The organism is Acidimicrobiales bacterium (assembly GCA_035547835.1).
In the GTDB taxonomy this organism is placed as follows: domain Bacteria; phylum Actinomycetota; class Acidimicrobiia; order Acidimicrobiales; family Iamiaceae; genus DASZTW01.
The window spans coordinates 24,049-47,385 of the sequence record DASZTW010000020.1 but is presented as its reverse complement, the minus strand read 5'-3'; the positions used below and the strand labels follow the sequence as shown (position 1 = coordinate 47,385).

General features: G+C 71.0%; 20 protein-coding genes. 11 read left to right on the top strand and 9 right to left on the bottom strand.

The window, feature by feature from the left end; genetic code table 11:
• Positions 1-16: 16 nt before the first annotated feature.
• The gene (locus VHA73_16315) at positions 17-142 is read right to left on the bottom strand and encodes a hypothetical protein (protein ID HVX19588.1); all 126 of its coding nucleotides are present in this window, start codon (positions 140-142) and stop codon (positions 17-19) included.
• The gene (locus VHA73_16310; protein ID HVX19587.1) at positions 139-1,116 is read right to left on the bottom strand and encodes an NADPH:quinone oxidoreductase family protein; all 978 of its coding nucleotides are present in this window, start codon (positions 1,114-1,116) and stop codon (positions 139-141) included. Before VHA73_16310 ends, VHA73_16315 begins: the two co-directional genes overlap by 4 nt.
• A gap of 110 nt (positions 1,117-1,226) precedes the next feature.
• On the opposite strand from VHA73_16310, the gene VHA73_16305 reads away from it, so the two are divergent.
• Positions 1,227-2,060 carry an MOSC N-terminal beta barrel domain-containing protein gene (locus tag VHA73_16305; protein HVX19586.1) on the top strand — a complete coding sequence of 278 codons (834 nt, stop codon included), beginning with the start codon at positions 1,227-1,229 and terminating at the stop codon, positions 2,058-2,060.
• 188 nt (positions 2,061-2,248) lie between these two features.
• On the top strand, positions 2,249-2,596 hold the full coding sequence (locus VHA73_16300; protein HVX19585.1) for an FKBP-type peptidyl-prolyl cis-trans isomerase: 348 nt from the start codon (positions 2,249-2,251) through the stop codon (positions 2,594-2,596).
• 74 nt (positions 2,597-2,670) lie between these two features.
• Here the strand turns inward: VHA73_16300 and valS are convergent, their stop codons facing one another.
• Positions 2,671-5,298: a valine--tRNA ligase gene (gene valS, locus VHA73_16295; protein ID HVX19584.1), complete on the bottom strand. Its 2,628-nt coding sequence runs from the start codon at positions 5,296-5,298 to the stop codon at positions 2,671-2,673.
• Between the two features lie 89 nt (positions 5,299-5,387).
• Here valS and VHA73_16290 point away from each other — a divergent pair, with 89 nt between their 5' ends.
• Positions 5,388-5,648 (top strand): hypothetical protein, encoded by a 261-nt coding sequence (locus tag VHA73_16290; protein HVX19583.1) that lies wholly within the window; start codon positions 5,388-5,390, stop codon positions 5,646-5,648.
• 15 nt (positions 5,649-5,663) lie between these two features.
• Here VHA73_16290 and VHA73_16285 read toward each other — a convergent pair whose 3' ends face one another.
• Positions 5,664-6,218: a TIGR03086 family metal-binding protein gene (locus VHA73_16285; protein HVX19582.1), complete on the bottom strand. Its 555-nt coding sequence runs from the start codon at positions 6,216-6,218 to the stop codon at positions 5,664-5,666.
• A gap of 74 nt (positions 6,219-6,292) precedes the next feature.
• Here VHA73_16285 and cysS point away from each other — a divergent pair, with 74 nt between their 5' ends.
• Entirely contained in the window at positions 6,293-7,687 is a 1,395-nt protein-coding gene (gene cysS / locus VHA73_16280) for a cysteine--tRNA ligase (protein HVX19581.1), read from the top strand.
• A 188-nt stretch (positions 7,688-7,875) separates the two neighbouring features.
• Here cysS and VHA73_16275 read toward each other — a convergent pair whose 3' ends face one another.
• A complete protein-coding gene (locus VHA73_16275) occupies positions 7,876-9,636 on the bottom strand; it encodes a zf-HC2 domain-containing protein (GenBank protein HVX19580.1) in 1,761 nt (586 codons plus the stop codon).
• 325 nt (positions 9,637-9,961) lie between these two features.
• Between VHA73_16275 and VHA73_16270 the strand changes: the two genes are divergently transcribed.
• The 3 genes from VHA73_16270 to VHA73_16260 all read left to right on the top strand — a co-directional run bounded on the left by VHA73_16270 (position 9,962) and on the right by VHA73_16260 (position 14,320).
• A complete protein-coding gene (locus VHA73_16270; protein ID HVX19579.1) occupies positions 9,962-11,197 on the top strand; it encodes an acyl-CoA dehydrogenase family protein in 1,236 nt (411 codons plus the stop codon).
• A gap of 506 nt (positions 11,198-11,703) precedes the next feature.
• The gene (locus VHA73_16265) at positions 11,704-12,036 is read left to right on the top strand and encodes a transposase (GenBank protein ID HVX19578.1); all 333 of its coding nucleotides are present in this window, start codon (positions 11,704-11,706) and stop codon (positions 12,034-12,036) included.
• Between the two features lie 1,147 nt (positions 12,037-13,183).
• A complete protein-coding gene (locus tag VHA73_16260) occupies positions 13,184-14,320 on the top strand; it encodes an isochorismatase family protein (protein ID HVX19577.1) in 1,137 nt (378 codons plus the stop codon).
• Between the two features lie 14 nt (positions 14,321-14,334).
• On the opposite strand, the gene VHA73_16255 is transcribed toward VHA73_16260, so the two are convergent.
• The gene (locus VHA73_16255) at positions 14,335-14,694 is read right to left on the bottom strand and encodes a hypothetical protein (protein HVX19576.1); all 360 of its coding nucleotides are present in this window, start codon (positions 14,692-14,694) and stop codon (positions 14,335-14,337) included.
• 55 nt (positions 14,695-14,749) lie between these two features.
• Here VHA73_16255 and VHA73_16250 point away from each other — a divergent pair, with 55 nt between their 5' ends.
• The 4 genes from VHA73_16250 to VHA73_16235 all read left to right on the top strand — a co-directional run bounded on the left by VHA73_16250 (position 14,750) and on the right by VHA73_16235 (position 20,063).
• Positions 14,750-15,796 (top strand): hypothetical protein, encoded by a 1,047-nt coding sequence (locus VHA73_16250; protein HVX19575.1) that lies wholly within the window; start codon positions 14,750-14,752, stop codon positions 15,794-15,796.
• A 78-nt stretch (positions 15,797-15,874) separates the two neighbouring features.
• Positions 15,875-18,121 (top strand): DUF2232 domain-containing protein, encoded by a 2,247-nt coding sequence (locus tag VHA73_16245; protein ID HVX19574.1) that lies wholly within the window; start codon positions 15,875-15,877, stop codon positions 18,119-18,121.
• On the top strand, positions 18,118-18,909 hold the full coding sequence (locus tag VHA73_16240; GenBank protein ID HVX19573.1) for an energy-coupling factor transporter transmembrane protein EcfT: 792 nt from the start codon (positions 18,118-18,120) through the stop codon (positions 18,907-18,909). The genes VHA73_16245 and VHA73_16240 overlap by 4 nt, the downstream gene beginning before the upstream one ends.
• Positions 18,910-19,241: 332 nt before the next feature.
• Entirely contained in the window at positions 19,242-20,063 is an 822-nt protein-coding gene (locus VHA73_16235) for a MerR family transcriptional regulator (GenBank protein ID HVX19572.1), read from the top strand.
• Positions 20,064-20,099: 36 nt separating this feature from the next.
• On the opposite strand, the gene VHA73_16230 is transcribed toward VHA73_16235, so the two are convergent.
• From VHA73_16230 to VHA73_16220, 3 genes are all read right to left on the bottom strand, one after another.
• On the bottom strand, positions 20,100-20,675 hold the full coding sequence (locus VHA73_16230; GenBank protein HVX19571.1) for a TIGR03086 family metal-binding protein: 576 nt from the start codon (positions 20,673-20,675) through the stop codon (positions 20,100-20,102).
• 93 nt (positions 20,676-20,768) lie between these two features.
• A complete protein-coding gene (locus VHA73_16225) occupies positions 20,769-21,578 on the bottom strand; it encodes a DUF1353 domain-containing protein (protein ID HVX19570.1) in 810 nt (269 codons plus the stop codon).
• Positions 21,579-21,616: 38 nt separating this feature from the next.
• Complete coding sequence (locus VHA73_16220) at positions 21,617-23,299, bottom strand: amidohydrolase family protein (protein ID HVX19569.1); 1,683 nt, start codon at positions 23,297-23,299, stop codon at positions 21,617-21,619.
• Positions 23,300-23,337 lie beyond the last annotated feature (38 nt).

Sequence of the window (23,337 nt, the reverse complement as noted above, 5' to 3'; positions counted from 1 at the left end):
GCTTCCGCCTTCCCGCTCAGGGGTGGACGGCGAGCAGCACCGCGACAGAGACGGCGGCGACGGCCAGCGCGAGCACCAACCCGCGCACCGGGAGGATCGCGCGTTGCGATCGGGCGCGCTGACGCTGCGCACGCCGGGTCATGGCACCAGCGCCACCTTGCCGGCGACCTGCCGGTCGAGGAGCTCTCGCAACACCCCGGCCACGTCAGTGAGCGGCCGGGTCGACGGTGCCACGGGCAACAAGTTGCCCTGCTCGACCATGTGCAGGAGGTCGCCGAGCAGGGTCGCCTGCTCGCGCGGGTGCTGCAACGCCCAGGCCCCCCAGTCGACGCCGACCACCGACCGGTTCCGCAGCAGGATCTGATTGGTCGGCAGGCTCGCGATGGTGCCCGACGCGAAGCCGATCACCCCGAAGCGACCGCCGTTGCCGAGCGCCCGCAGCGCGGGCTCGGCCAGCTCACCGCCGACCGGGTCGATCACCGCGTCGAGTTGGCCGCCGGCCCATTCGCGGGCCGCCGACTTCAGGTGGTCGGTGCCGAGCGACGTATCGATCGTGAGATCCGCGCCCGCCGCCGCGGCGAGGTCGCGCTTCGCTCCGGTCGACGCCGCGCCGGCCACGGTCGCGCCGAGCGCCTTGGCCACTTGGATCGTGGCCAGCCCGACGCCCCCGCCCGCGCCGAGCACCAACAAGCGTTCCCCCGCTTGCAGGTCGAGTCGGTCGCGCAGGGAGAACAGCGCAGTGCAGAAGCTCTGCGTGAAGGTGGCGGCCCGGGGCGCGTCGAGCACGTCGGGGATGGCGATGGCGGCCGATGTGTCGGCTACGAGCTGGTCGGCGAACCCGCCGAGGCCCGAGCTGACGAGGACCCGCTCGCCGACCCGGCTGTCTTCCACACCGTTGCCCACCGCGCGGATCGTGCCGGCGACTTCGCTGCCGGGCACGAACGGAGTGGGCGGTTTGATCTGGTATTGGCCTTGCACGAACAGCGCGTCGACGAAGTTGACGCCGGCCGCCTCGACGTCGAGCACGACCTGTCGGTCGCCAGGCATCGGGTCCGGCCGCTCTTCGATCTCGAGGTTCTCGACAGGTCCGAACGCCTTGCACACGACCGCACGCATGGTGACGCAGCCTGTCGCGGCCCGGCGCCGTGCGCCAATGGTCCCGCCGAGCACTGCTGTCGGGTCGGGTGGGTTCTCCGCAGACGTCCTGCTCTGGCACGCTGTGGACCATGACCGACACGTCGAGGGCAGCCGACCGCGCCGCGGGCAGAGCGGTCGGCGTGGTCGCGGAAGTCTGGCGGTTCCCGGTGAAGTCCTTCCAGGGCGAGCAGGTCGAGCGGGTCGGTTTCGACGCCCATGCGATGGACGGCGACCGTCGCTACGCCGTGCGCGACCAGCGCGACGGCAAGGTGTGGTCGGCCAAGCGCCATGGCTCGTTGCTCGACGCGTGGGCGGTGACCGACGGCGGCGACGTGCGCATCGGCTTGCCGACTGGCGCAACCTTCTTGGCGTCCTCACCCGACGCCGACGCCCATCTGGCGGAGTGGTTGGGCGGCGGCGTCCACCTCGACCGCGTGTCCGACGACCCCACGGCCGCGAACGGTGTCTACGAGTTCGCGTTCGACATCGACGACGACCCCGACGCGGAGTGGTTCGACATCGACACGCCCGCAGGGTCCTTCGCCGACTTGGCGCACGTCCACGTCCTCACCACTGCGAGCATCGCTGCCGCGGCCGGCGGGCACCCCGACGGTGAGTGGGACTCGCGCCGGTTCCGTCCCTCGGTGCTGATCGACACGGGCGATGCCGCGGGGTTCGTGGAGGACGAGTGGCTGGGTCGTGACCTGGAGATCGGCAGCTTGGTCGTGCACGTCGACTTGCCGACGATCCGCTGCGTGATGCCGACCCGTCCGCAACCCGCGCTCGGCGCGGCGCCGGCGTTGGTGCGCGACAAGCAGATCTCCCGCACGATCGCGGATCTCCACGGCTTCAACCTCGGTGCGTACACGTCGATCGTCACGCCCGGCGAGGTCGCGGTCGGCGACGAGGTGGTGGTCTGGTGACCGGTGGGGGGTCGAGGGAGCGGGTGTCTCGGGTGCGCCGCGGCCTTGCGGCCTTCGGCGTCGTTGCGCTGGTGTCGCTGGTCGCCCTCCCTGGCTGCACCAGCGACGGAGGCGGGGCCATTGGCGGTGACGCGAGTGCGTGCAAGCCCTCGACGGCGCCGTCTGTGCCGGGCAAGCCGGCTGTCACCATGCCCACGCAACGGCCGGCCAAGTTGGTCACTGACGACCTCGAGGTCGGGACCGGTCCGGCGGTCACCGCGCAGTCGACCGTCACCGTGCAGTTCGTGGGCGTGGCGTGCTCGACCGGCCGGCAAGTCGACAGCACGTGGGACGACGGACGCCCGTACACGACCACGTTGGCGAAGGGGAAGGTCATCGAGGCGTGGCGTCAGGGCCTCGTCGGCATGAAACAAGGGGGCCGCCGCGAGCTCGTGGTGCCACCGACGCTCGGCTACGGCGATTCGCCACCGGTGGGCTTCCACCTCGCAGCCGGCGAGACGGTGGTGTACGTGGTGGACCTGCTCAAAGTGAGCTGAGCGCGCTGCCGGATCGCCGGCCCAAACCGAGGTGTGCCGCGGTCGGGAGGCCGGCCCACGCGGGGTGCGGGCGATCAGGCTGGATCCGGCGCCAGCGTGACCTCGATCGAGGCGGCGGCGCCGTCGACCAGCTTCACCGACTCGAGTGCCGCGATCGAGCCGGCCTCTCGCACGTCGACCTCGGCCTCGGCCAGGGCCGACAAACGCGCCGGCGTGTCGGTGATCACGACTCGTTCGACCGGCGCGCGCATCGACCGTTTGGCGTCGGACTTGGCCCGCCGAACCGCTTGCAGCACCTCGGCCGCGACCTCGGCGACCGTCGTGTCGGCACCGGTCGCGGGCGCGAGCTCGGCGGGATCGGGCCAGGACGTGGTGTGCACCGAGCCGTCCTGCCACCACGACCACACTTCTTCGGTGACGAACGGCAGGAACGGCGCGAACAACCGCAGCGTGACCGACAACGCCAGCTCGAGCGTGACGCGTGCGGACCGGGTCGCGGCCTCGCTGAAACCTTCGCCGCCGTACGCGCGGCCCTTGACCAGTTCGAGGTGGTCGTCGCACAACGACCAGAAGAACGCTTCGGTGTGCTCGAGGCAGCGCGCGTAGTCGAACGCTTCGAACGCCGCCGTCGCGTCGACCACCAGGCCGCCCAGCGCAGAGAGCAGCGCCCGGTCGATCGGCTCGGTGACGTCGGCGGGCGTGCCGGACAGCCCGCGGGCTGCGTCGTCGCCCGACTGGCGCAGCGCGAACCGTGATGCGTTGAGGATCTTGATGGCGAGGCGGCGCCCGATCTTCATCTGGCCCTCGTCGAACGCGGTGTCGGTACCGGGCCGCGCGCTGGTGGACCAGTAGCGAACCGCGTCGGTGCCGTACTGCTCGAGGAGCGCGATCGGGGTGACCACGTTGCCCTTCGACTTCGACATCTTCTTGCGGTCAGGGTCGAGGATCCACCCGTTGATCGACGCGTTGACCCAGGGCAGCGTCCCGTGCTCGAAGTGTGCACGCACGACCGTGTCGAACAGCCACGTGCGGATGATCTCGGGGCCTTGCGGGCGAAGGTCCATCGGGAACGTGCGAGCGAACAGGTCGTCGTCTCGGCACCAGCCGGTGGCGATCTGCGGGGTGAGCGACGAAGTGGCCCAGGTGTCGAACACGTCGGGGTCGCCGACGAACCCGCCCGGCTTGCCACGCTGCGATTCGCTGTAGCCCGGCGGGGTGTCGCTGGTCGGGTCGACCGGCAGCGACGCGTCGTCGGGGACGATCGGCGTGTCGTAGTTCGGCTCGCCGTCGGCGTCGAGCGGGTACCAGATCGGGAACGGCGGCCCGAAGAAGCGCTGGCGGCTGATGAGCCAGTCGCCGTTGAGGCCGTCGACCCAGTGCTCGTAGCGGTGCCGCATGTGGTCGGGCACCCAGTGCAGCTCCTCGCCGCGTCGCTTGAAGATCTCGCGCAGGTCGGTGTCGCGGCCGCCGTTGCGGAAGTACCACTGCCGGCTGGTGACGATCTCGAGTGGCTTGTCGCCCTTCTCGTAGAACTTCACCGGGTGGGTGATCTTGTTGGGCTCGCCGCGCAAGTCGCCCGACTCGGCGAGCAGCTCGACCATGCGCTGTTGCGCGGTGAACACCGTGGCACCGGCCAGTTGCTCGTACGCGGCGACCGAGTCGGGGCCGGCGTCGCGGATCCAGTCGGGGACCTCGGTCTTCACGCGCCCGTCGCGGCCGAGGATCGCCCGGGTGGGGAGTTGGAGCTCGCGCCACCACGTGACGTCGGTGGTGTCGCCGAACGTGCAGATCATGGCGATGCCGGAGCCTTTGTCCGGCTCGGCCAACTCGTGCGCGACCACCGGCACTTCGACGCCGAACACCGGGGTGCGAACCGTCGTGCCGAACAGGGGCTGGTAGCGCTCGTCGGTCGGGTGGGCCACCAGCGCGACGCACGCGGCGAGCAGCTCGGGCCGCGTGGTCTCGATCAGCACCGCGTCGCCGCCCCCGGTGGGGTGGAAGGCGAGGCGGTGGTAGGCGCCGGGGACCTCGCGGTCCTCGAGCTCCGCCTGCGCGACCGCGGTGCGGAACGTGACGTCCCACAACGTGGGCGCGTCGGCTTGGTACGCCTCACCGCGCGCCAAGTTGCGCAAGAACCCACGCTGGCACGTGGCGCGGCTGTCGTCGGAGATCGTCTGGTACAGCAGCTGCCAGTCGACGCTGAGCCCGACGCGGCGCCACAGCCGCTCGAACTCGACTTCGTCGTCGGTGATGAGCCGGATGCACAGCTCCACGAAGTTGCGTCGCGAGCACGACACGGTCCCCTTCAGCTTCTTGCCGTCGGGACCCAGGCCTTCTGTGCCCGGTGGCGTGAAGTCCGGGTCGTACGGCAGCGAAGGGTCGCAGCGCACACCGAAGAAGTTCTGGGTGCGGCGCTCGGTCGGTAGCCCGTTGTCGTCCCAACCGATCGGGTAGAAGACCGCCTTGCCCCGCATGCGCTGGAAGCGAGCGATCGCGTCGACCTGCACGTAGCCGAACACCGACCCCATGTGGAGGCTGCCCGACACCGTGGGCGGCGGCGTGTCGATCGAGAACACGTCGGCTCGTTCGGCCGTGCGATCGAAGCGGTACGTGCCGTCCGCTTCCCAGCGTGCGTCCCAGCCCTCTTCGAGGCCGTCGAGTGTGGGCTTGTCGGGAACGGAGCGGCGGGCGCGGACGGTCATGATGGGCAAACGGTACCGGCTCTGTTTGTGCGCTCACGAACCAGAGCGCCGCGGCAGTTCGCCCGTCACTCCCGACCTACGGTTTCGGCGTGGGATGGCGACGGGTGTGGCGCGACGTGCGACTGCGCCGTCCCGCGTTCGACTTGATCGCCGACCCCGACCATCCCGTCTGGTACCGGGGGCGGCCGTTCTCGCTCGAACGTCTCGCGGTCAACGACAGCGTGCGGGCGCGCATCGCCCGGTGGGGGCGCGACGGCGATGCCGAGGGCGGGCGGGAGCTCGCTGCCGAGCTGGCCGATCTGATGCGCGCGCCAGTGGTGTTCGACGGCGAGGTGCACCGCTCCGGTTGAGCGGGCGGCGGACGGTCAGCCGGCCTGCATGGGCCGGCGCCCGAAGAACGCCGCCAGCTCGCCGAGGGGCGGTGCGTCCGGCGGCGGGGTCTGCTCCGGGCCGAACGGCCCGCCTTCGCGCCGCATCTCCGGGCGCAGCATCTGGCGCGACACGACGAGCAGCTCGGCGGCGAGCTCCGGCTCGAAGTCGGATGCCTGGCCGGTTGCCTGCGCCAAGTCCCACGCATGGGCGAGCGCGTCGCTCGTCATCATGTGCACGAGCACGGTGCCCGGCACGTTGCCGAACGGCAGCTCGTACACCCGCTCCATCGCGCCGTCGTCGGCGAACACGGCGTTGGCGGCGTCGGCGCTGGCGCGGTGGCTGGCCAGGGCTTCGGCGACGGTCGAGGGAGCCGCCACTTGCTGGTCCACCAACCGCGCGGAGCCGCCGATCACGTGGACGATCAGGTCACGAACGGCCCACTCCGAACACGGTGTGGGCGAGTCGAGCTGGTCGTCGCGGACACCGCTCAACACCGACGCGAACGCGTCGTGGGCGCGGCGGTGTCCTTCGGGTTGTTGGGTCGCCATGGCAGGGCTCCTCGATCGGCGGTTGTCGAAACCCTGTCTATCGCCCCGGACCGGCGCAGCTACCGTGACCAGCCATGTTGCGCCTGTTCGACACCGCCGAGGGGGCCGTCGTCCCCTTCGAGCCCGCCCAACCCGGCAAGGTGTCGATGTACGTGTGCGGGCCCACCGTGTACGGCCCGCCGCACCTCGGCCACGGGCGCTTCGCCCTCGTGTTCGACGTGTTGCGCCGCTACCTCGAGTGGACGGGTGCCGAGGTCACGTACGCGTCGAACATCACCGACATCGACGACAAGATCATCGCCCGCGCCGCCGACGAAGGCCGCTCCGCGGAGGCTGTCGCGACGGAGTACGAACAGCTGTGGTGGGAGGTGATGGAGGCGATCGGCGTGGCACGCCCCACCTATGACCCGCACGCCACCGCCTACGTCGACGAGATGATCGAGCTCATCGGCCGACTCGTCGCGCAAGGGGTGGCGTATCAGACCAGCGACGGCGTGTACTTCGAGGCGTCCAAGGTCGCCGATTACGGGTTGCTGGCCCGCCAGTCGATCGACAGCCTGCGAGCCGGCGCTCGGGTGGAGGCCAACGAGGAGAAGCGCTCACCGGTCGACTTTGCGTTGTGGAAGAAGGCCAAGCCGGGCGAGCCGTCGTGGCCGTCACCGTGGGGTGACGGCAGACCGGGCTGGCACACCGAGTGCGTCGTCATGAGCCTCGGCCTGCTCGGCGACGGCTTCGACCTGCACGGCGGCGGCCAGGACCTCGCCTTCCCGCACCACGAGAACGAGCGGGCGCAAGCCGTCGTCCTCGGCAACCGGTTCGCACGCCATTGGATGCACAACGGGTTCGTCGAGGTGGCGGGCGAGAAGATGTCGAAGTCGCTCGGCAACTTCACCAACCTCGTCGACCTCATCGAGCAGGTCGATCCTCGTGCCTACCGGCTGTTGGTGCTGCGGTCGCACTACCGCTCGCCGATCGACGTCACGCCGGTGACGACCGCGGATGCTGCTGCCGCGCTGCAACGGCTCGACGCGCTCGTCCGCCGCGCGGGCGGCGCCGGGTCGGGCGCGGGAGCGGCCGATGCCCGTCGGACCGGTGGGTCGGGTCCGGACCCCGATGCCGAGGTGCTCGATCAGTTCCGCTCCGCGATGGACGACGACCTCGACACCCCGGCGGCCATGGCCTTGCTGTTCGACACGGTCCGGCGCGCCAACACCGAGCTCGACGCGGGTGACGGCGCCGGCGCAGCGCCGTTGGTCGGCGCGGTGGAGGAGATCTGCCGGGCGGTGGGCCTGCGACTGGGGGGATCGGCCGAGTCGGTCCCGCCCGAGGTCGCCGATCAGCTCGCCCGCCGCGAGGCGGCACGTGCGGCCAAGGACTTCGTGACCGCCGACGCCATCCGTGATCAACTCGCGCGCGACGGCTGGGTCATCGAAGACGGCCCCACCGGCGCCACCCCCCGCCGCGCCTGACCCAACCCTTCGTGCGGTGAGCACTCAGGAGGCCAGCCGATAGTCGAGCCGACCATCAACACGGCGTCTGTTCGCCAGGCGCGGCCTGGCGAATCGAACGGTGACCCGCGACTCGGGCGACCTATCCGCGCAGGTCCTTCGCCCGCTGTGCGGTGGTCAAGTGCTCACAGCACGAGGTTTCTTCGGGGTCAGGAGCTCCACTTGGCGCAGATGCCGTTGCCGGTGAGGGGACCGGGCGGGAGCAGCCACGTGATGCAATGCCGTGCGGTCGTGGGGGGCGACGGCTTCGTGGTGGTCGTCGCCGGTGCGGTGGTGCTCGGCGACGCGGCCGTGGTGGATGGCGCGCGGGTGGTGGGTGCCGCGGTGCCGGGCACGGTCCCGCCCTGGCGAGTGGCACGACCGGAGCCGGCGGGCAGCACCGAGGTGCTGGGGCCGTTGAGCCAAGCCTCGAGCGCCGCCAGATCGACGCCGCTCGGCAGACCGGCCAGTGCGCCCGGAGCCGTGGTCGTCGTGGCGGGCTGGGTGGTGGTCGAGCGGGTGACGACCACCTGGCCGGTCGCGCCGCCGTCGGTGGCGAGCGCCGAGCGGACGTCCTGGCTGGGGGTGCGGTGCACCGCCGCGCCGATGCCGCCGGCGAGCACGAGCGCGGCGGCCGCCGCGGCCACGACCCGGCGACGGTTGCGCGACGGGGCGACGGGTCCCGGCTTGGCGAGTGTCCGCTTCCACCGCTCCATCGTCGGCTCGGGCATGTCGAAAAGCGCACCGCCGCCTTTGGTCGAGGCGATGCGGTGCTCACCGGTGGTGCCGTTCGACCCGTTGCGGACGATCGGGATCCGACCGGTCTGCACCAGTGGGAGCCCCACCTCTTCGCGCCAGTGGTTGAGGGTGTCGCGTTCGAGCGCGGGAGGAAGCTGCGGGACCATCGCCCCCAACTCATCGGCGATGCTGATCAGGCGTGCACGGCGCTCGCGGCATGCTTCGCAACCGGCGAGGTGCTCGTGCACCGCTTCGTTGCCGAGGTCGTCGAGGTGGCCGGCGAGCAGGTCGCTGAGCTGGCTCGAGACCAGCGCGCACTCCGGGTCGTCGATGCTCAGCCGCGCCTGCACGTTCTCGTGCAGCGCCTCGCGGGCGCGGGCAACTGTGGCTTCGGCGTGCTCGGGCGTGGCGTCGAGTGACGCGGCGAGCTGCTCGTCGCTCATCATCTCGACGTCGGACAGCCACAGCGCCGACCGCCACACTTCCGGCAGCTCGGCGAAGGCAGCCGCATCGGTGCTGGGCCGGACCTCGGCGCCGACCTCGTCGCTGGCGCCGGACCCGATCAACGAGTCGAGGTGGTCGTCGAGGTGGTCGCCGCACTCGAGCGCCGCCGCGCGGGTCGCGCGCAGCATGAGCGGCCGGAAGCCGCGGGCTGTCACTTCCTCCGAGGTCGGCGGGGTCACCGCGGACACCCCGGCCGCATCGGCTCGGGCCGTGTCGCTCGCTGATCCGCCATCGACGGCCGCCGCAGGCTCGTCGCTCGCGTCGGCGTCTCCTGCTCGGTCGGCGGCGTCGTCGGACGCTTCGGCTTCGTCGGTGGCCGTCTCGCCGGCGGGCTCGTCGGAGTTCGCGGGCTCGTCTGTCTCGTCGGCGGGTTCGCCGGCGACCGCATCGGTGGTCGGCTCGGCCGCATCCTCGACCGGGGCTGGCACGACGGTGGGCGCGTCGCTCGCCGGGACGGCTGAGGGCGACTCGCCGCGCAGTTGGCGCATGGCGCTCCGGAAGCCCTCGCGGACGGCCGTGCCTGCGTCGTCGGCCGTACCGGTGACGACGAACGCGAGGCTCCACGCGCCCGGCGCCGAACGGCGGTACAGCTCCTTGGCGGCGTCTCCGTCGTTGCGTGCGACCCGCTCGAGCAGTTCCGGCTCCTCGAGGTGTTCGACTGGAGTGCGACTGCGGGTCCTGTCGGCCATGTGCCTGACTGCTCCTTGCCGGTCGGTGCCGGTTGGTCGTGCCGGCCGTTCCCCCGACCGGTGGCGGTCCCGTTGTTGCCCCTACGACGGCACCACCGAATGCTGCCACTTTCGGGGACCCCGGCCCCATGTCCTGCCCCTGCTGTGGTGATTTCGGGTCATCCGACCGCTCTCCGTGTCCGGTTTGAGGAGGTCATGGCGGGTTGTCCGACTTGGCGCGCGGTTCGCCGAGGGGCGGGTCCGCGGGCTTGGCTGGTGGCGGTGCCCCGGAGTACGGTGAGTTACCGATCGGTAACTTATGGGGGCCATTCGGAGGTGCAACCCGATGCCTGACTTCTCGCTCGCGCTCAACGACGACCAGGTGCAGATCCGCGACTGGATCCACGAGTTCGCGGAGACCGTGATCCGCCCCGTGGCGGCCGACTGGGACGAGCGGGAGGAGTTCCCGTGGCCCGTCGTCGAGGAAGCCGCCAAGATCGGTCTCTACGGCATGGAGTTCATGGCCAACGCCATGCTCGGCGACCCCACCGGCCTCACGTTGCCGGTCGCCATCGAGGAGCTGTTCTGGGGCGACGCCGGCATCGGTCTCGCCATCTTCGGTTCCGGCCTCGCCGCCGCCGGCATCTCCGGCAACGGCACGCCCGAGCAGGTGATGGAGTGGGTGCCGCAGTGCTATGGCACGCCCGACAAGGTGCAGCTCGGCGCCTTCTGTGTGAGCGAGCCCGACGCCGGCTCCGACGTGTCGTCGCTGCGGACCCGTGCCGTGTACGACGAGGCCAAAGACGAGTGGGTCATCAACGGCACCAAGTCCTGGATCACCAACGGCGGCATCGCCGACGTACACGTGGTCGTCGCGTCGGTCGACCCGGAGCTGAAGGGACGCGGCCAGGCCAGCTTCATCGTCCCGCCCGGCACCCCCGGCATCAGCCAGGGCCAGAAGTACTCGAAGCTCGGCATCCGGGCGTCGCACACGGCTGAAGTGGTGCTCGACGACGTGCGCGTCCCGGGCGCGTGCCTGCTCGGCGGCAAGGAGAAGCTCGACGAGAAGCTCGCCCGTGCCCGTGAGGCGCTCGAAAACCCCAAGAGCGCCGCGCACTCCGGCAAGCAGCCGGCCATGGCCACGTTCGAGGCCACCCGTCCCGCGGTGGGCGCGCAGGCCATCGGGATCGCCCGTGCGGCCTACGAGTACTCGCTGCAGTACGCCAAGGAGCGCCACGCCTTCGGTCGCCCGATCATCGCCAACCAGGGCATCGCCTTCATGCTCGCCGACATGGCCACCGAGATCGACGCCGCGCGCTTGCTCGTGCACCGTGCCGCATGGCTCAGCCGCAACGGCAGCTACGTCAACGCCGAGGGCTCGATGTCGAAGCTCAAGGCCGGCCGCGTGGCCGTGTGGGTCACCGAGCGAGCCATCCAGATCCTCGGCGGCTACGGCTACGTCAAGGAGTACCCCGTCGAGCGCTGGCACCGCGACTCGAAGATCTACGACATCTTCGAAGGCACCGAGCAGATCCAACAGCTGGTGATCGCCCGAGCCATCTCGGGGATGCGGATCGAGTAGCTCTGACCTGGGGCTTCTGCTTCTTCTATCGCTCGGCCGGTGCCTCCCGGGCGCCGGCTGGCGGCGATTTTCGGGCCCATCCCTCGCCCGTTGCGTCGCCGGGTCGTTCACCGCAGGCCCACCGATAGCGGCTGGTCGGCGCGCGGTGGGCGACCTGGCGCCAGGCCCGCAAGCGGTCTGGGATCGAGCCGTCGTGGCGCCTGCATGACCTTCGGCACTGGTCGGCGACGATGGCCGTGCGTCGCGCTACGACGTGCGGACCGTCGCGAACCGGCTCGGTCACGCCGATCCAGCCATGACCTTGAAGGTCTACGCCCATGCCCTGGAGGCCAGCGATCGCGCACTCGCCAAGACCATGAGCAACTTGCTCGAGGGTCCGGGGGCAGGCCGGTGAAGCGGCTCGCCCTCCGCAGAGCCGCCCGATTGGGGCGGATGGCAACCAGACCACCGCGACCACGCTGAGCGCGACCGGGTCCGCGAATCGGACCGGCGCCGGCGCGGACGTGGTGGCTACCACCGAGTACTTCGCGGACGACACCGTCTACCAGTCGACCGCGGGCTCGACCTCGTTCACCGATGAGTTCAAGCATGACGCGGTGGCGATGGTGCTCGACGATGGCAACAAGATCGCCGAAGTCGCTCGTCGCCTCGGGATCGGCGAGGGCACGTTGGGGAACTGGGTGGCGCAGGCCCGCACGGACCGGAACGAATGTGCCGGGTTGACGACGTCGGAGAAGTCAGAGCTCGCCGAGTTACGCAAGGAGAACGCGCGGCTGCGGATGGAACGAGATCTGCTCAAACGAGCGACGGCCTCTTGGGTGAAGGAGTCGGGACAGTGACCCGCTACCGCTGCGTCGCTGCCCGGAAGGCCGAGGGCTTCCCGATCACTGCTGCGTGCAAGGTGGCCAAAGTGGCGCTTCGGACTTGAGCGGGGTCCCGTAGCGGCCGTGCAAGACGTGGCTCCACCCACGGGCCGAGGAGGAGACGCCGCCGTCAGCGGCCCCACCCGGCCGCCGGGTCGCTGAGGACACCCGTCCGCTCGGCCCAAGCGCATCAGGGCACGAGGCGGTAGCCGCGGCGGGGGATCGTCTCCACGGCACGGCCCAAGGGGCCGAGCCGGCGACGGAGGCGCGCGACCGTCACGCCGACCGCAGGGGCGCAGGCAGCGCGAACCGATGTTGCGCGAGGTGCGCGGGTCTATCGAGCGGGCACTCTAGGCAAGAGCCAGGTATCCGAGGGTCAGTTCTGGGCTTTGGAGCACCCTTCGACTCCCGGCTACGCAGAGCGCTATGGCATCCCGGAGGAGAACATGCACAACTACGACTTCGTTGAACAAGGTCGTGTCCCAGAAGGCTCGCCATTCGTCACGCGCCCGGCACCCGGTGTCGGCACCAACGGGGGTGGCGCTATCGAGGTTGTGGTGCCCCCAGGCGGCGTTGATCTTGACTGGTTCTCTTACGTTGGTCCGAAGGGGCTTCAGCCGTGAGCAGCAACCTATATGCGGACGCGCAAGCGCTCGGTGCTGACCTCGCTGATGCGGGCTATGACAATTGGGAATGTCGCATCAGCGACGCAATCGCCGCGGGCGCAACGAGTGGAGAGATTCTGATGGCTTTGCGTTGGACTCTCAGCCAACTGATCGAGAGGGTGCCGAGACTGGAGGCGGCACTGCGACTACGGGCGGCGGAGCTGGTAGAGGAGATCGACCGTGCCTTCAGTTAGCTCGAGCCTGTCAGGTTGCCTGTGTAAGTGACGTTGGTCATGGTGGTGAGTCGTCCCGGGTTTGGTGCAGTCTCCATTCCGTGGCCGTCGGGCTGCGGGGAAGGAGACTGCTGTCATGGCACGTCCATCGAAGTACTCGCCGGAGCCGAGCTCGTCGCCGACGCCGTGCGGATGGCCACCTGGCGGCGACAACCCGCACCCGGTCACACCATCGCTGCCCTGACCGACCACCCCCGCCCCGGTGCCCTGAGCAAAGCTGTCGGGATGCAACACGACTGGTCGATCGAGGAGCGTGAGTACTTCCGCCAAGAGGAGCGTCGGGGCCGGCGCCACGCGTTCGCATCACTCGAGCCTGCTCGCACGGCCCTTGTCGTTGTCGACCTCGTCGCGTTCTTCATCGACGAGAACGCCTACGCGAGGGGCATCGTCGCCAGCGTCAACGCGCTCGCGGATGCGCTGCGCGGAGCCGGTGGCACGGTGGCATGGGTGGTGCCGGCTGCCTGGCAGCCGTCGTCGATGAAGCTGGAGCTCCTGGGTCCGCGTGTCGAGGAGCTCTATCGCAACTCCGGCGGAACGGGTTCGCCGCGCGACCGGTTGTGGGGCGAGCTTGCAACAAGCGACGCCGATCTCTTCGTGGAGAAGGCCGCATCGAGCGCCTTCTTCCCTGGTCGCTGCCCGCTCCACGAGCTCTTGCAAGCCCGCGGCATCGACACGGTGCTCGTCACCGGAACCCTGGCGAACGTGTGCTGTGAGGCGACCGCGCGAGACGCCAGCACCCTTGACTACCGCACGATCATGGTCGCTGATGCCAACGCAGCACGCCGCGACCAGGATCTCAACGCGACCCTCTACACGATCTACCGCTCCTACGGCGATGTCCGCACCACAGACGATCTCCTCGCGATGATCACAGCCTCTCGCGACAGCGAGGACCGCACGGTCTACGAGGCTGCGGGCGGGGCAGACGGGATGTTCCGGCTCGCTCACGCGTGGCACGAGCGCGTGATGGCCGACGACGTGGTGAGCCACGCATTCAGCCACGGCTTTCGCGCTGATCACACCGAGCGCCTCGCCGCGTATTGGGCCGAGGCGCTCGGCGGCCCAGCCGACTACTCGGCGAGCTACGGCGATGAAACGACCGTGGTGCAGATGCACAGCGGCAACGGCGAGCACGACGAGATGGATCGCCGCGCCATCGCGTGCTTCGACCAGGCGATGGCCGACATCGGCCTCACTGCCGACGAACCCACCGCGCGGGTGCTGCACGACTACTTCGCCTGGGCGACCACCACGACCATGGGTCGCTACCACCGCTCGGCCGACGACGTGCCGCACGGCTTGACGCTCCCCAAGTGGTCATGGGATGGACTGGTGGCAGGAACCGGTCCCGACGATGCCTGACGTGACCTTGAGGATCAGCCGGGCCTGTTCGCGACGACGGCAGCGGCGCTCACCGCGAACGGGATCGGTGTCACGCCCACGCAGAAGGCGGACCCGCCGGCCATCAACATCGCGGCGACGCGCTGCGCGGTGAGCTCGGTGGTGGTCAAGCGGTGGGCGCGCAGCCGTTGCCAGCCGTCGACCAGCAACCCCACGGCCAGCACGGCGAACACGCACGGAACCGGCCAGGTGAGCCAGCGGGCGGTGCGCACCCAGGCGTGCGTGTGGAACGGGATCCCGGCGAGCCCGGCGACGGTCGCCCACACCGGCCACGCTAGCATGTAGGCCGGCAGCGCCAGCGCGACCCCGCGGGCGAAGCGGGTGAAGTCGAACATCAGCGGGGTTCCCGAGGGTCGTGCACCAGGGCGGCAACGTTAGGGTGGCGGCTCCGTGCGCGAGGGGGACTTGCGCGACGACACGGGGGAGTGTTGCCCGATGGCCCGGCCAACCGACATGGACGAGTACTTCGTGCACCAGGTGCCTGAGCTGTTGCCACAAGTGGAGACCCGGTCGCCGCACTGGCGCGAGAGCCACTTCTACGACATCCACAGCCTCGACGGCACCGGCGACGCCATCTTCTTCACCATGGCGCACTACCCGGCCCGGGCAGCGTTCGACTCGCTGCAGATGGGGCGCGTCGGCGGCCAACGCACGGGCGGCATGCAGGCCCGCGACGACGCCGGCGACCCGCACACGCTGGTGGCCGGCGGCGCCCGGATCGACATCGTGCGGCCCTGGCAGGAGGTGCGGCTGTGGGCTGACCCCGACCAGTGCGCGATCGGCCTGGACCTCACCTTCACCGCCCGCACCCAGCCCTACGGCCTGCGCCGAGGCACCATGCGCGCCGCCGACGGGGTGGTGTGGGACCAGGCGCACACGCTGCAGTCCGGCACGTACACGGGCACGTACACCGCGGAGGGCACCACCTACGAGGTCGACGGATGGATCGGCCAGCGCGACCACTCGTGGGGTGTGCGCGACCACGGTCGCTGCCCGATGTGGATGTGGTTCCAGATCCAACTCGACGACGGGTTTCTCGGCGTGTGGCACTGGGAGTACGAGAACGGCGCGCCCGTCTACACCGACGGCTGCTGGGCCGGCACCGACGGCAGCGACCCGATCCCGGTCATCCGGTTCGACCACGAAGTGGAGTGGCTCGGCGCCGACGGCGAGCCCGGGGTGTACGGCGAGCACGGCGACGACATCGCTGGGCTGCGGGGATGGAGCGCGTTCACCTTGGCCGACGGGCGACGCATCGAGGTGACCGCCGACGGTCGCTTCGACAACCCCTATGAGCCGTTCCACCGCGGCGGGCTCAGCCAGATGCGGGTGCAGACGAACGACGGCCGGTCGGGCACGGCCATCTATGAGATCACCGGCGCCCGCCACCACCGCTACTTCCCCGACGCGACGGCGCCGGAGCTGTTGCCGCAGTAGCACCGGGCCCCAGCAGCGCCGGGTCGCCCCGACACCATCGGGAGACCATCCCGCTCAGGTCGTGGGAGAGTGACCGACATGGCTGGAGGGGACCGCCGCCGAGAAGGGCTGACCGCGGCGGCGATCGCCGAGGCGGCGGTGCTGATCGACGTCACGGTCGCGTTGTGCCTCGTCGGCTGGGTCGTGCCGTACGGCACGGTGCTCCTCGCCGCGGCCGTCGTACCGATGGCGGCGCTGGGTGACCGGCGTGGTTGGCGCACCACGGTGCTGGCCGGTGCGATCGGCGGCGCGGTGTCGTTCGTGGTGATGGGGTCCGGGCCCGCGTCGAACGTGATCGGTTGCGCAGTGGTGGGTGGGCTGGTCGGCGCGGGCTTCCGGCGCAGGTGGAGCTTGGCGCGCACCACGCTGGTCGGCGCCGTCACGATCGGCCCGCTGTTCACGGCAGGCGTGGTCGGGTTCCTGGCCGTGTTCGCATCGCTGCGACGGCTCGTGTTCAAGAACATCCGGATCACGTGGCACGGCGTGTCCAAGACGCTGGAGCAACTGCACCTCCACGGCGTCGCGTCGGGCGGCGACCGGACGATCGAATGGATCACGACGCACTGGCTGGTGGTCGTGCCGCCGGTCCTGCTCGTGTCGACGGCCGTCACCGTGTGGCTCGCTGCGGCGACGAGCCGCCCGGTGCTCGTGCGTCTGACTCGGGCGTTGCCTCCACACGACGACTGGTTGTCCGTGGCGAACGCGGCCGATGAAGCGGGCGTCGGCGATGACGGCGAGCGCCATGGTCGCGGGCGCGGCGCTCGAGCCGGGTCGGCCGCGCCGTCGAGCGGGGCAACGCCCGAACCCGTGCCGGTGCCGGTGGCGTTCCACGACGTGACGTTCCGCTATCCGGGCGCGTCGATCGACGCGCTGGCGGGCGTGTCCCTCGCAGTGGAGCCTCACGAGGTGGTGGCCGTCGTGGGACCCAACGGTTCGGGCAAGTCGACGTTGGCCCGTCTGCTGTGCGGCGCGCCGCCGTCGTCGGGCCGTGTCGACCGGGCTGGTCCGGTGGGCGTGGGTCGCCAGGGCGGCACGGCGATCATCTTCCAGCGACCCGAGTGCCAGGTGCTCGGGGTGCGGGTGCGCGACGACGTGGTGTGGGGGCTCCCGCCGGACCACGATGTCGCGGTGGCGCCGCTGCTCCAACGGGTGGGCCTGGGCGGCATGGGCGACCGCGAGACCACCACCTTGTCCGGTGGTGAGCTCCAGCGCCTGGCCGTGGCCGCGGGCTTGGCGCGCTCGCCGCAGCTGCTGATCTCCGACGAGTCCACGTCGATGATCGATCCCGAGGGTCGCCCGTTGCTCATCGACCTGTTCGCGGGGCTGGCGGAGCGAGAAGGCATCACGGTCGTGCACATCACCCACCACGTCGCCGAAGCGCAGCGGGCCGACCGGGTGCTCGCGCTCGAGCACGGCCGAGTGGTCGCCGCGCCTGCGGCCGTTGCGACGCCGGTTGGCCCACCGCCGCCGGTCGAGCCTGGGCCGGTGCTGGTGTCGCTGCACGGTGTCCGACACACGTTCTCGCCCGGCACGCCCTGGGCGCACGTCGCGCTCGACGGGGTCGACTTGAAGATCCGCGCTGGCGAAGCGGTGCTGATGATGGGCCACAACGGCTCCGGCAAGTCGACCCTCGCGTGGCTGATCGCCGGCCTGCTCGTGCCCACCGAGGGGTCGGTGGTGGTGGAAGGCCGAGCAGCCTGGGAGATGGTCGGCCATGTCGGACTGTCGTTCCAGCACGCCAGGCTGCAACTGCTGCGCAGCACCGTGATCGACGAGGTGAGGTCGGCCGGTGGCGTCGGCGCCGACGAGGCGCTCGCGGCGTTGGCGTTGGTGGGACTCGGTGCGGGGCTCGCCGATCGCCGGATCGACCAGCTGAGCGGCGGCCAGCAACGGCGGGTCGTGCTCGCCGGCCTGTTGGCGGCCAAGCCCGCGGTGCTGGTGCTCGACGAGCCGTTCGCGGGGCTCGACGAGCCGTCGCGCCGCGGCTTGCTGCAGCTGCTGGCGGAGCTGCGAGCGACCGCCGGGATCACGTTGATCGTGGTCACGCACGACCCGACCGACGCTGACCTGCTCGCCGACCGCGTGGTCACGTTCGCCGATGGTCGGGTGGTCGACGACCGGGCGCACGAGCCGCTCGGGCGCGGCGGCGAGGGCTCCGACGGTGGGGTGGTCGACGACCGGGCGCACGAACCGCTCGGGCGCGGCGGCGAGGGTTCCGACGGTGGGGTGGTCGACGCCCGGGCGCACGAGCCGCTCGGGCGCGGCGGCGAGGGCTCGACGCGATGAGCGCTCGGCCACCTCGCCCGATCGAGCTGCCGTGGCTGCGTCCGATCCCGGGCGACACGCCGATCCACCGCCTGTGGGCCGGCACCAAACTGCTGGCGGTGATCGGCTTCGGACTTGCCCTGTCGATCAACCCGACGTGGGCGGCGATCGGCATCGTCACCGCCGTGGTGGTGGTCGCCATCGGCATCGCCCGCATCCCCCGCGGCGCCCGGCCGCGCCTGCCCCGACTGCTGTGGCTGCTGTTCCTGGTCGGCGCGTTGCTCGCGTTGAAAGGCGGCGGGTCGCCGTCGGTCCACGCCGGTTCGCTCACCATCGAACTCGGCGGCCTCGACGCGTGGTGCCGCGTGCTCGCGATCCCGGTGGTGTTGCTCGCAGCCGGCGCCATGTTGACGTGGACCACCCCGCTGGGCGAGATCGCGCCCGCCTTGTCGGTGTTGTTCGGTCCGCTGCGGCGGCTACGGGTCCCGGTCGACACGTGGGCGGCCGGCGTCGCGCTCAGCCTGCGCTGCTTCCCGACCCTCGTCGACGAGATGCGCACCCTGATCGCCGCCCGACGTCTCCGCCCCAAGCCCGCAGGGGTCAGTTGGCGCCACCGTCTCGCCGGTCCGCACGACCTGCTGTCGGCCGCGCTGCTCGTGTCGTTCCGTCGCGCCGCCGACATCGGCTTGGCGATCGAGGCCCGCGGCGGCACCGGCACCATCGCCGACGCGCCCAGCGGCCCACGCCCCCGTGACGCGATCGTCATCGTGCTGCTCGTCGCCGTCACCGCCGCAGCCATCGTCGTGTGAACCCCGAGCCCCCAACTTCGGGGGTCAGGCCAGACGCAGACCGGGGACTTGGGGGTTGTGGGCTGGGCGGAAATCCCACCGAAACGGTCGGATTGTCGCCCGACCTCGGGGATCAGTGCTCCGCGACGAGGGTCAGGCCGGGGGCTGCGGTGCTCGTGGCGGTCGCGAACGGCTTCGTGGTGCAGATGACCGTCGACCCCGACGGTGCCTCACTGCCGGCGCTGGCGTCGCAGTTCGGCGGCCTGATGCTCGCTGCCCGCCAGCCGCGCTGACCCACGCCCGAAAGATTGGCCCTTGCTCCTGACGCGACGTGAGGTCGTACCGTCGGCTCCATGACGGCAACGGACGGCGCGAACGGGGGCGACGGGGGTGCGGGGCGGCGGGTCGGTGACCTGGCGGCCAGCTCAGGGCTGACGGTCCGCACGCTGCACCACTACGAGAACATCGGGTTGCTCGTGGCATCCGGCCGCACCGCGGCAGGCCACCGCCTCTACACCGACGGCGACGTGGCTCGCCTGTACCGCATCTCGCTGCTGCGCCAGCTCGGCCTGCCGTTGGCCGACATCGCCCGTGCGCTCGACGAGCCCGACGGCTCCGTGCGCCCCACCCTCGCCCGCCACCTCGCGGAGGTGGAGCGCCAGCTCGCCGCCGCCAGTGCCGTGCGCACGCGCCTGTTGCACCTGCTGGCTGTGCCGGACGGCGACCGGGCCGAGCCGGCCCCCGACGACCTACTGCACCTCCTGGAGGAGATGACCACCATGGCCACCACCGTTTCGAGCCGCATCTCGATCCTCGTCTACGCCGACCTCGAGGCTCGCTTGCACGAGCTGATCGACGTGTTCGGGCTCGGCCCCGGCGAGCTTGTGCGCGATCCTGACGGCAACGTGGTGCACGGCGAGGTGCACGCCGGCGACGGCACCATCTGGCTGCACACCGAGTCCGATGAGTTCGGCCTCTCGTCGCCGCGCACCGTGGGCGCCGCCACGGCCACCACGGCCGTGATGGTCGACGACGTCGACGCCCACTTCCGCCACGCCCGCGACCACGGCGCCACCATTGTGTACGAGCCCACCGACCAGCCCTACGGCTATCGCGAGTACGGCGCCCGCGACGCCGAAGGCGGCCTGTGGTCGTTCATGAAGCCCCTGGCGTGATCGGCGGCTCCGGTGTAGCCATCGCCGGGCGCGGCTTCAGCCGGGCGGCGACCAGGCGGGGTCGCGGCCGGTCAGGCCGAGCAGTTTGGCGAACGGCGACGCGGTGTCGGGCACGTCGACGATGGGTCCGAACAGTTGGCCGTCGCGTGGGGCCTCAAAGCCGACCACCATGGCCGCGGCTGCCTCGACGTGGGCGGGCAGCGGCTCGTACGGCAGGCCGAGCGACACGGCGAGGTCCCAGCCGTGTACGACGAGCTCGTCGAGCGCGATCAGGCCGGCCACCTCGCCGGGGAGGTCGAGCCCGGCGATCAAGGTGAGTCCTTCCCAAGCGCCCGGCTCGCTCCAGGCTTGCGCCAGCGCGCCGAGCGCAGTGAGCGACTGCTCGCGCCAGTCGTCGCCGAGGTTCCCCTGGTCGGGCATCGGGGGTGGGCCGGCGAGCGCTTCGCGGTCCTTGCGGGCGGCCGCTGCGAACACCACGCTCAACGAGCGCACATGGTCGACGAGATAGCCGACGTCCGCCGCCGGGCACGGCGTGGGCGCCGAGAACTGGCCCGTGTCGATGGCGTCGAGCAGGGCGGCCATGCGGGTGGTGGCGGGGGTGAGATCGAGCATGGTTGGTAGACGGGTCGGCGGTCCGAGACTCATCGACCGTTCCGCAGCGTGGAACGTCGAAGGCTGGGCGCGAGTCCCACCGACACGGTCGGATTACCGCCCAGCCTCGGGTGTACCTGGCGCGGGGGCGGTCGTGTGGTCGACCACGTCGGTGCTGACCGGTGGCGGGGCGGGCGGCTTGTCGGCCGGTGGGCGCTTCGCGGTGTCGAAGGGCTCGAGGGCGCGCTCGAGCGAGCGGTACACGCCCAAGGCGAGGCAGATGGCAACGATCGGCACCGCGAACAAGAAGGCCGCGTACCCGCTGATGACGCCGACCAGGTAGCGCCGGGGCCACAGCGCACCGAGCACGAGCGGGCCGACCACGGCGATACCGACGGCGACGAGCAACGGCACGTGCACCAGCCAGGTGAACGGCGGCTCGTGCCAGGCGGCGAACGGCGGCGTGACCCGGAACGCCACAGCCGCCCAGAACGCGAACCACACGACCAGCAAACCGATGATCCACTTGCGCGCTGCCCAAACCGTGCGGGTGCTGACCGCTGCCCACATGATCCAGCGCATCACCAGCGCCACGCCTTGCTCGCCCATCGCGTCGCGGAAGATCCGATCGGCGCGCTCGGGCTGGTCCTTCAGGTCGTGATGGATCAGCTGGTCGTGCAGGATCGCCGGCAGCGTGTGGCGGCCGTAGCGCGGCACGACCCACAGCAAGATCCCGGGCACCGACGCCAAGTCGGTGGTCTCGTCGGCCCACCGCGGGTCGGGCACCACGTACTCGGCGAGCTGGTGTCCGGCGGGGTCGAGCTCCACGTAGCGGAACGGGTCGACCACCCGGAAGCGCGTCGCGTCGAGCTGTTCGAGAACCACTTCGGCAGGGGCGTCACCATCGAGTGCGTAGAACGGCATGGCGGCGTGGCGCTCGGGGCCAGAACGCGTTGCCTGCGCTACCGCAGGACCACGCCGGGGCGGGACTGATCGGGGAGAGGGAGCTGCTCGCCGTCGCGCCGGATGGCGGTGCCGTTGACCAGCACGTGGCGCATGCCGGCGGGGGAGTCGTACGTGAGGCGGTCACCGTCAGCCGGGAGGTCACGTACGCGGCGCACCGGGCCCGGATCGACGGTGCCGGGCTCGAACACGGCGAGGTCGGCCGCTTTGCCCACCGCCACCTCGCCGCGGTCGGCGAGGCCGTACACGCTGGCGGGCTCGCCGGTGAGCTTGTGGATGGCGCGCTCGAGCGGCATCACCGCGCGCTCGCGCACCCAGTTGCCGAGCAAGTCGGTGGCGAAACACGCGTCGCACAGCTGGCTGAGGTGCGCACCCGAGTCGGCGAGACCGAGCAGGACGTGGTCGCGTGGGAGCAGCCAGGCGATCGCGTCGGGGTCGTTGTTGGCGAACACGACGGTGAACCGGGCGTCGAGGTCGTCGGCCAACGCCACGTCGAGCAGTGCGTCGAGCGGCGTGACGCCTCGCTCGGAGGCCAATTCCTCCACGCGGCGGCCCTCCAGCTCGGGGCGACTGGCGCACTCGGCCACGAACATGTCGTGCCAGTTGAGCGGCGGCAGCCCGGCAACCCGCGAGCCCGGACCGGTCTCGGCCCACGCCCGCTCGCGCCACGCGGGGTCGCGGTAAGCCGCGATGCGCTGCTCGTCGGTACCGGCCATCAACGCCTGGAAGGCCGGCCGGGTGTTGAGCGTGAACGGTTCGCGCAGGTTGATCTGGAACGTGAGCGGCCGGCACGACACCTGCGGCCACACCTCGACACCGGTGTCCCACGCCTGATCGTGCTCGGCCACCACCTTCTCGTGGTAGGGGATGCCGGCGAGCGTGAGCAGCGCGGTCCAGGTGAACGGACGCCCGACCTGGCGCTGCAGGTCGAACACCTCGGCGTTGGAGAACACCCCACCCGGCAACAGCGCGACCACGCCCTTCCCGCGCTGCCGCAGCGGTTCGAGCAGGGCGCGCAGCTCGGTCAGGTCGCCGACACGGGACGGCACCGGTCGCCCCCGGTCGCCGTTGTGGGTGGGCGACGCGCTCGACGCGAACCCCATGGCGCCGGCGGCCATCGCGTCGTCGACCACCGCGGCCATGCGGGCCAGCTCGGCGTCGGTTGCCGGCCGCTCGTACGCGTCGTCGCCCATCACGAACAACCGCACGGCGGTGTGGCCCACATAGCAGCCGAAGTTCAGGCCGACACCCACCCCTTCGACCGCGTCGAGGTAGTCGGCGAACGTCTCGAAGCGGTCCCACGGGACCCCGGCGCGGAGGGTGTCGAAGCTCATGTCCTCGACGTGTTGGAGCGTGTGGGCGACCAACTCGACGCCGTCGGCGGTGACCGGCGCGATCGAGAACCCGCAGTTGCCGGCGACCACGGTGGTGACGCCGTGGAAGGCCGAAGGCGTGAGCGCCGGATCCCAAAAGACCTGCGCGTCGTAGTGCGTGTGGATGTCGATGAAGCCCGGCGCCACGACGTGGCCGGAGGCGTCGAGCTCGACATCGCCTCGGACGGTGTCGCCGAGCGCCACGATGCGGCCGTCGGTCACACCCACGTCGGCCACCACGCCGGGCGCTCCGGTGCCGTCGATCAGGGTGCCACCCCGGATCGCGAGGTCGGCTCGTTGGTCTGCCATCTCGTCCCTCCCCCGAGGCACGCCGTTGGTGGGCGGCG

Excerpts from the sequence above, each read along its gene's own strand:
- VHA73_16285 (HVX19582.1), bottom strand. The coding sequence starts at position 6,218 with ATGGCGACCCAACAACCCGAAGGACACCGCCGCGCCCACGACGCGTTC.
- VHA73_16310 (HVX19587.1), bottom strand. The coding sequence starts at position 1,116 with ATGCGTGCGGTCGTGTGCAAGGCGTTCGGACCTGTCGAGAACCTCGAG.
- VHA73_16270 (HVX19579.1), top strand. The coding sequence starts at position 9,962 with ATGCCTGACTTCTCGCTCGCGCTCAACGACGACCAGGTGCAGATCCGC.
- VHA73_16255 (HVX19576.1), bottom strand. The coding sequence starts at position 14,694 with ATGTTCGACTTCACCCGCTTCGCCCGCGGGGTCGCGCTGGCGCTGCCG.
- VHA73_16235 (HVX19572.1), top strand. The coding sequence starts at position 19,242 with ATGACGGCAACGGACGGCGCGAACGGGGGCGACGGGGGTGCGGGGCGG.
- VHA73_16225 (HVX19570.1), bottom strand. The coding sequence starts at position 21,578 with ATGCCGTTCTACGCACTCGATGGTGACGCCCCTGCCGAAGTGGTTCTC.
- VHA73_16315 (HVX19588.1), bottom strand. The coding sequence starts at position 142 with ATGACCCGGCGTGCGCAGCGTCAGCGCGCCCGATCGCAACGCGCGATC.
- VHA73_16305 (HVX19586.1), top strand. The coding sequence starts at position 1,227 with ATGACCGACACGTCGAGGGCAGCCGACCGCGCCGCGGGCAGAGCGGTC.
- VHA73_16300 (HVX19585.1), top strand. The coding sequence starts at position 2,249 with ATGCCCACGCAACGGCCGGCCAAGTTGGTCACTGACGACCTCGAGGTC.
- valS (HVX19584.1), bottom strand. The coding sequence starts at position 5,298 with ATGACCGTCCGCGCCCGCCGCTCCGTTCCCGACAAGCCCACACTCGAC.
- VHA73_16230 (HVX19571.1), bottom strand. The coding sequence starts at position 20,675 with ATGCTCGATCTCACCCCCGCCACCACCCGCATGGCCGCCCTGCTCGAC.
- VHA73_16240 (HVX19573.1), top strand. The coding sequence starts at position 18,118 with ATGAGCGCTCGGCCACCTCGCCCGATCGAGCTGCCGTGGCTGCGTCCG.
- VHA73_16260 (HVX19577.1), top strand. The coding sequence starts at position 13,184 with ATGCAACACGACTGGTCGATCGAGGAGCGTGAGTACTTCCGCCAAGAG.
- VHA73_16275 (HVX19580.1), bottom strand. The coding sequence starts at position 9,636 with ATGGCCGACAGGACCCGCAGTCGCACTCCAGTCGAACACCTCGAGGAG.
- VHA73_16220 (HVX19569.1), bottom strand. The coding sequence starts at position 23,299 with ATGGCAGACCAACGAGCCGACCTCGCGATCCGGGGTGGCACCCTGATC.
- VHA73_16245 (HVX19574.1), top strand. The coding sequence starts at position 15,875 with ATGGCTGGAGGGGACCGCCGCCGAGAAGGGCTGACCGCGGCGGCGATC.
- cysS (HVX19581.1), top strand. The coding sequence starts at position 6,293 with ATGTTGCGCCTGTTCGACACCGCCGAGGGGGCCGTCGTCCCCTTCGAG.